Below are 7,315 nucleotides of genomic sequence, written 5' to 3' on the forward strand. Positions count from 1 at the left end.
GAAGGTTCAGAATGCCGGCTTCGGATTGAACTCCGACTTGTCGAGCTTTATGTCCGAAACGTCCCATTTCGTGAAGATCTTGTTGTAAGTCCCGTCGGCGATGAGCGCATTGACGGCGTCGACGAGAACCTGGCCCAGCGGCGACTTCTTGGCGACGACGAAGCCGACGTCGGTGAGGCTGAGCTCGCCGAGGTACTTCAGACCGGGCTGGTGGGAGACCAGGTACTTCAGCGACAGGGTCGGCCCGAAGTAGAGGTCGGTCTTGCCGTTCTGCAGACCGAGCAGGATCGCGGCGTTGTCCTTGAAGTACTCGACCTCGTAAGCCTTCTGGCCCGCCTGCTCGCACTCCGCGGCACCGTCCTCGAGGATCTGCTGGAAGCTGGAGCCCGGCGAGGTCGCCACCGTGTGCCCGCAGATGTCGGTCAGCGTCTCGACCTGGTCGAGGTCGCTGTCCTCGCGGGTGACGAACGACTGCCCGTCGAGCAGATAGGTGGCGTAGTCGATGACCCTGATCCGCTCGGAGGTGACCGCGAAGTTGGCCTGGCCGACGTCGTACTTGCCGCTCTGGGTGCCCGGGACGATCGTCTCGAAGCTGCCGAACTCCGTCTTCCAGGTGACACCGAGCTTGGCCGCGAGCGCGTCGCGCAGGTCGATGTCGAGACCGATCTGCTCACCGGACTGGTCAGAGCCGCCGTGTGGGAGCCCCTGCTCGCCGGTCGCCTCGGTGGTGCCGAGGACGAGCGTCTTGGACTTCCGTACGTCGGCGGGCAGCCGCTCGGTCAGAGCCGGGTCCGCCTCGACGTCCGAGACGACGTCCTGGGTCGGGATCGCGGCCGGCTCGGCGGAGGCAGAACCGTCCGCCCCGATCCCGCGCTCGGCGTCGCTGAGCGTGTCGGAGGCGTTGCCGCAACCGGCGAGGGCGAGGGCCGCGATCGCGACCAGGACGAGCTTGAGCTTCATGGATCGGTTCCTTGTCTGGGAGGTCACAGTCTGGGGGCTCACAACACAGCGGAGAGGAACGCCCGAGCGCGCTCATGGGTGGGAGAGACGAGTACGTCGCCGGGTGCCCCGGCCTCGACCAGCCGGCCCTCGTCGAGGAAGACGACCTGGTCGGCGACCTCGCGCGCGAAGCCGATCTCGTGGGTGACCACGATCATCGTCATCCCGGTCTGGGCGAGGTCCTTCATCACGCCGAGCACCTCGCCGACCATCTCGGGGTCGAGCGCGGACGTCGGCTCGTCGAAGAGCATCAGGTCGGGTTCGACCGCGAGCGCGCGGGCGATCGCCACGCGCTGCTGCTGACCACCCGACATCTGCCGCGGGTAGGACCGCTCCCGATCAGCGAGGCCGACTCGGTCGAGCAGCTCGCGCCCGCGCGCCTCGGCCGCCCGGCGGCGTACGCCTGCGGCCAGCTGCCCCTCCAGGATGTTCTCCAGCGCGGTCTTGTGCGGGAACAGGTTGAACTGCTGGAAGACCATCCCGATCCGGCTGCGCTGCCGGGTGATCGCCCGGTCGGAGAGCTCCCGCAGCTGGTGACCGTCACGCTTGTAGCCGATGATCTCGCCGTCGACCTCGACGAAGCCGGCATCCGGCTTCTCCAGGTGGTTGACCGTACGCAGCAACGTGGACTTGCCCGAGCCCGACGGCCCCAGGACCACCGCCACCGAGCCCCGGGCGACGTCGAGGTCGATGCCGTCGAGGACCGTGTTGGAGCCGAACCGCTTGGTCAGGCCGCGGACCCGCACGAGGGGCTCGCTCATCGGAGCACCTCCAGCTCACGTCGCCGAGGCGAGCGCGGCACGAGCGGGAGCTGACTGCGCCACAGCCGCCAGAACCCTGTGCGCGCACCCTTGCCGCGGGCGTAGTAGCGCTCGACGAAGAACTGGATGGTCGACAGGATCGTGACCAGGATCAGGTACCAGATGGTCGCGACCAGGAGCAGCGGGATGACCAGGTAGTTCTGCGCGTAGATCAGCTGCACCGAGTAGAGCAGGTCCTGCACCGCGATCACCGAGACGATCGAGGTGCCCTTGAGCAGCCCGATCAGCAGGTTGCCGGAGGCCGGGATGATCGCCGGCATCGCCTGCGGCAGCACGATCCGCCAGAAGATCCGCGCCCTGGACAGACCGAGCGCCTTGGCCGCCTCGGTCTGGCCCGCTTCCACCGAGACCAGGCCGCCGCGGATGATCTCGGCGGCGAACGCGGCGATGTCGAAGGTGAGCCCAACGAAGGCCGCGAGCAGGCCGCTGAACAGGTGAGCCGTCTCGATCGTGACAAACGGTTTCAGGAACGGGATACCCAGGCTGATCTGCGGATACAGCGAGGCCATCTGGAACCAGAAGAGCAGCTGCAGCAGTGGCGGCACGCTCCGGAAGAACCAGATGTAGACCGCGCTGACCGAGCTCAGCGCCGGGTTCGAGGAGAGCCGCATGACCGCGAGCACGATGCCGAGCAGATAGGAGCTCACGAGCACCGCGGCGGTCAGCCACAGGGTCAGCACCAGCCCGTCGAGGATCGAGGGGCGCAGGAAGAACGCGCCGACCACGTCCCAGTGGTAGCGCGGGTTCGTCACCAGGCTCTTCACGATCCCGGCGACGACCAGCAGCGCGAGCACCGCCGAGATCCACTGTCCCGGTTTGCGGCGCCCGACGAGCCGGGCAGCGAGGAGCTCGTCGTCTCCGTCGCGAGCGAGCAGGGGGTGGCGACGTACGGCCTCATCAACACTCACGCGCGACCACCTCTATATGTCGAGTAACTTGCTCAACATTCTATCTGTAGCGGATGTTCCCGGGTGAGGCATCCGAGAAATGGGACGAGCCCCGAACCCAATGGGTTCGGGGCTCGACGCGCGAGAGCGTCGGTCGGTCAGACGTGGTAGTTCGGCGCCTCGGCGGTGACCTGGACGTCGTGGGGGTGCGACTCCTTGAGCGAGGCGGAGGTGATCCGCATGAAGCGGCCCTGGGTCTGGAGCTCGGGGATGGTGCGCGCGCCGACGTAGAACATGGTCTGGTGCAGGCCGCCGGTGAGCTGGTGGGCGACTGTGGCCAGCGAGCCCTTGTAGGCGACCTGGCCCTCGACACCCTCGGGGACGATCATGTCGTCGTCGGTGACCTCGGCCTGGAAGTAGCGGTCCTTGGAGAAGGACTTCTTGCCGCGGCTCGACATCGCGCCCATGGAGCCCATGCCACGGTAGGCCTTGAACTGCTTGCCGTTGATCAGGACCGTGTCGCCGGGGGTCTCCTCGGTGCCGGCGAGCATCGAGCCGAGCATCACCGTGTCGGCGCCGGCGACGATGGCCTTGCCGATCTCGCCCGAGTAACGCAGACCGCCGTCGGCGATCACCGGGACGCCGGCGGGCTTGCAGGCCAGGGAGGCCTCGTAGACCGCGGAGATCTGCGGCACGCCGACGCCGGTGACGACGCGGGTGGTGCAGATCGAGCCCGGGCCGACGCCGACCTTGACCGCGTCGGCGCCCGCGTCGACGAAGCTCTGCGCGCCTTCCTTGGTGGCGACGTTGCCGCCGATGACCTGGACGTGCTTGGTCGCCGGGTCGGTCTTGAGGCGGCGGACCATGTCGATCAGCATGCGTACGTTGCCGTGAGCCGTGTCCGCGACCAGCACGTCGACACCGGCCTCGATCAGGGTGGTGGCCCGCTCCCAGGCGTCGCCGAAGTAGCCGATCGCGGCGCCGACGAGCAGCCGGCCCTGAGCGTCCTTGGAGGCGTCGGGGAACTGCTCGGACTTCACGAAGTCCTTGACGGTGATCAGGCCGGTGATGCGGCCGTCGGTGTCGACCAGCGGAAGCCGCTCGAGCTTGTGCTGACGCAGCAGCTTGGTGGCCTCTTCGCGCGAGATCTCGGCGGGGCCGGTGATCAGGTCCTTCGAGGTCATCACCTCGTTGACCTTCGTGGTCGCCCACTCCGCGACCGGGGTGAACCGGAGGTCGCGGTTGGTGATGATGCCGATCAGCTTCTGGTCGACGTCGACGACGGGGAATCCGGAGATCCGGTATTCACCGGCGAGCTTGTCGAGCTGCTCCAGCGTCGCGTCGGGGCCGATCGTGACCGGGTTGGAGATGATGCCGGTCTGGGTGCGCTTGACCAGGTCGACCTGGTAGGCCTGATCCTCGATGCTCAGGTTGCGGTGGAGAACGCCGATGCCGCCTTGGCGCGCCATCGCGATCGCCATCCGGGACTCGGTCACGGTGTCCATCGCCGCGGAGATCAGCGGGACCCGCAGGTTGATCTCGCGGGTCAGCCGGGAGGTCGTATCGATGTCAGACGGCGCCAGATCCGAGTATCCAGGCATCAGGAGTACGTCGTCGTAGGTGAGGCCGAGCGTCGCGAACTTCTCCGGGATCTCCATGGAGAAATGTTACGGCCGGGCCCCGAAGATCGCCGAAACGGCGAGACTTCTCTGGCTTTTCCTGCACTTCTCGGGTGTTGCAACGCCAGAGAAGTGCAGGAATACCCGGTTAACCGGGTATTCCTACCTACCTGCTCAGCGGCTTGAGATCCCGCACCGGCACCTTGACGGTCAGCAGGTCACCGGCCATCCGGATCCGGCCGCGCATCCCGGCGGCGAGAACCATGGGCAGCACGGCCTGGTTGTCGGACTGGGTGGTGAGCAGGATCTCGTCGGCGCCGAGCATGTGCGCGAGCCTGGCGGTGTCGACCAGCAGCCGGGTGCCGATGCCGCGGCGCTGCCAGGCCGGGTCGACGCGCAGGTTGACGATGCGTACGTTCTCGTCGTCCTCGGTCGGGGCCAGGACCTCGCCGATGCCGACGGCGACGCCGTCGATCAGGGCGCTGACGGTCTCGCCGGTGACGACGAGGTCGGGGGTGCTTCCGGTGCCCAGGCGGCGTACGGGCGGGGTGGTGCCGATCGCCGCCGACTCGCGGCTGCGGTCGAGGACGTCGTTGACCAGGTCGGCCATCGCGGAGCCGCGGGCGTGCTCGGTCGCGGTGAAGGGGGCGGTGCGGTGCAGCTGGACGTCGACGTCGGCGACCCGTAGCTCCATGGTGTCGTGTACGACCCCGGGCGGGGCCTCGGCCTCGGCGTCGAAGAGCTGGGCGACCACCTCCGGGAACGACATCGGCCGCTCCAGAACGTGCCGGGCCGCCTGCACGTAGCGCGTCGGCTGGTCGGCCAGAGCCGCCTCGGTCGCGGTCTGGATGACGATCGCGCCGCCGCCTGCGGAGGAGATCAGGTCGCAGATCTCCTTCTCGCCCCAGCCTTCGGGCGTACGCAGCACGAACTCGTCGGTGACCTGCGCCAGCCCTGGGAAGATCTGCATCCCCAGGATGTTGACCCCGGCCTCACCACAGCGCTGCGCCAGCGCGGCCAGCGTGCCCGGTCGGTCCGGCAGCGTCGTACGCACTCTCCACAACATCGTCCCCACCATGAGCCCTAGTCTGCCTGTTTCGCTGTTTCTGGTCCGTTACCGACGGTTAAACCTTGGACCCAGTCAGTCCGCGGGCGGTCGCGGCGGGGTCCGCTCGCCCGCTTCGACGAGCACGTCGATGTGGTTGGTCGCGGGCGGAAGCGGGCAGGTGGCGTGGATCGTGTAGGCGCAGGGCATGTTCTTGGCGCGGTTGAAGTCGAGGACGACGGTGCCGTCGACTGGCGGATCGACGGCGAGCTGGCGGCAGGCGGCGTACGTCGTCACGCCGCTGGTCTCGTCGGTGAACAGCAGCCACAGCTCGCCGTCGCCGCCGTCGAAGGCGATCAGCCGCTGCGGGCGGCCACCCACCTCGAACGCGACCTCCCCCACGGCGTCGATGACGCTCGATCGGCCCTCGACCACGGAGCCGACCGAGATCGGGCGGTTCGTCTCGTAGGCGGTGAAGGAGGCCCTGACCTGCCAAGCCGGGTCCGGAGCGTACGTCGGTGTGCCGGTGTAGTCGCGCAGGAACGGCCCGTCGGGCTGCCGCGGCCGCAGTACCGGAGTGCCGAAACGGTCGGCGACCTCGACCGTCCCGCCGTCGAAGGTCGCGATCACGCCGACGGGGTCCACGTGACCGAAGACGTGCCGGCCGGCGAGCTTGGCGCCGCCGAGCTCGAGCCACTCACCCTCGCCGAGCTCGACGACCGCACCCTCCGGACCGGTCGACCAGACACCCGGGATGCCGGGGAACCGCACCGGCCTGCGGCCCAGCCAGTGCAGACCGGTGATCGCCAGGAAACCTTCGGGGCTTCTCAGGTCGGCTTCCCGCTCATCGCGCCACCGTTGCCAAGCCCGCTCGAAAGTCACGCGCTGCACTCTACAAAGACTTGCGTTGCCAGGTCTTGCAATGGTCGCTGACTTTTACCTCGGATTTACCGTCGGCGCGCCTGACCGTTCACGCGAGCGAACCGGGCCAGCCGGATCGCGCCGCGGGCCGTGGTGACCAGGACGAGGTACCAGATCGCGGCCACCACCAGCAGCGGGACGATCAGGTGGTTGCGCTCCTCGAGCGCCTGGACGACCCCGAGCAGGTCGGTGATCGAGAGCACCGAGACCAGGCTCGTCATCTGGAGCGTCGTCACCAGGAGATCCCCCAGCGCGGTCAGTCGGTCACCGCCCGGGAGAGCCTTCGCCGCGTACGCTCCCATCGCCAGCGCCAGCCCCGCGATCGCCGCGTAGACCGGCGTGACCAGCCGGACCGCGTCGATGTGCACCCCCGGGATCGCGAAGGTGATGTCGGGAAAGATCAGCGCGATGTTGCTCCACAGCAGCAGCTGGACGAGCACCGGGATGCTGCCGAAGACCCAGACGTACGCCGCCGCGATCCCGCCCAGGACCGGGTTGCCCGACCTCTCCATCCAGATCGCGACCAGCCCGATCGCCCAGGCCACCGCGAAGACCAGCACGGTCAGCCGGATCGTGAGCCAGACTCCGGCGAGGACGTCCGGGTGGAGCAGATAGCCGACCACCGCGCCCGGAAGCAGGTTCTCGTTCCTCATCAGGCTCCACAGGAGCCTCAGGAGAAGGAGGGCGAGGAGGGCAGCGATCACCGATTCGACCGTGTTGGTCTCGACACGCCTCCGCCTAGCGGCTCCGGCGGCTCGACCAGCGTTCCCGTCGGTCGGGGCCACTTCGTTCAGACCCCGAGGGGAAGCGAGCGTGTCGAGACCAACACAGTCGTCATCGGCAGCGGTCTCGGTCATCGCGGTGAACCATGGCCTGGTGCGATGACCAGAAGGTGTCGGCGAGCTGGTCATTCGCTGAAATCGCCGAGTCGGCGCATCCCGCCCCGGGAGGCGCACGGACCTCAATGTGGTCCGCATCATCGGCATCATGGCGCACATCGATGCCGGTAAGACCACCACCACC

8 protein-coding genes are annotated in these 7,315 nt (G+C 68.0%); all 8 read right to left on the reverse strand.

The window, feature by feature from the left end; genetic code table 11:
* Positions 1-6: 6 nt before the first annotated feature.
* Positions 7-960 (reverse strand): transporter substrate-binding domain-containing protein, encoded by a 954-nt coding sequence (locus tag ABZY89_RS20255; protein ID WP_355230073.1) that lies wholly within the window; start codon positions 958-960, stop codon positions 7-9.
* A gap of 38 nt (positions 961-998) precedes the next feature.
* A complete protein-coding gene (locus ABZY89_RS20260) occupies positions 999-1,760 on the reverse strand; it encodes an amino acid ABC transporter ATP-binding protein (RefSeq protein WP_355230075.1) in 762 nt (253 codons plus the stop codon).
* Positions 1,757-2,728, reverse strand: coding sequence for an amino acid ABC transporter permease (locus ABZY89_RS20265; protein ID WP_355230077.1), 972 nt, complete (start codon positions 2,726-2,728; stop codon positions 1,757-1,759). The genes ABZY89_RS20260 and ABZY89_RS20265 overlap by 4 nt, the downstream gene beginning before the upstream one ends.
* Before the next feature lie 137 nt (positions 2,729-2,865).
* The gene (guaB, locus tag ABZY89_RS20270; RefSeq protein WP_091051815.1) at positions 2,866-4,365 is read right to left on the reverse strand and encodes an IMP dehydrogenase; all 1,500 of its coding nucleotides are present in this window, start codon (positions 4,363-4,365) and stop codon (positions 2,866-2,868) included.
* A 127-nt stretch (positions 4,366-4,492) separates the two neighbouring features.
* Positions 4,493-5,404, reverse strand: coding sequence for a GNAT family N-acetyltransferase (locus tag ABZY89_RS20275; RefSeq protein ID WP_355230079.1), 912 nt, complete (start codon positions 5,402-5,404; stop codon positions 4,493-4,495).
* A 63-nt stretch (positions 5,405-5,467) separates the two neighbouring features.
* A complete protein-coding gene (locus tag ABZY89_RS20280; protein ID WP_355230081.1) occupies positions 5,468-6,253 on the reverse strand; it encodes a DUF1684 domain-containing protein in 786 nt (261 codons plus the stop codon).
* A gap of 65 nt (positions 6,254-6,318) precedes the next feature.
* Positions 6,319-6,996 (reverse strand): hypothetical protein, encoded by a 678-nt coding sequence (locus ABZY89_RS20285; RefSeq protein ID WP_355230083.1) that lies wholly within the window; start codon positions 6,994-6,996, stop codon positions 6,319-6,321.
* A 130-nt stretch (positions 6,997-7,126) separates the two neighbouring features.
* Positions 7,127-7,315 (reverse strand): hypothetical protein (locus ABZY89_RS20290; protein WP_355230084.1); only part of this gene is annotated, 189 nt, incomplete at its 5' end.

This window comes from Nocardioides sp. NPDC006303, assembly GCF_040613175.1.
GTDB lineage: Bacteria > Actinomycetota > Actinomycetes > Propionibacteriales > Nocardioidaceae > Nocardioides.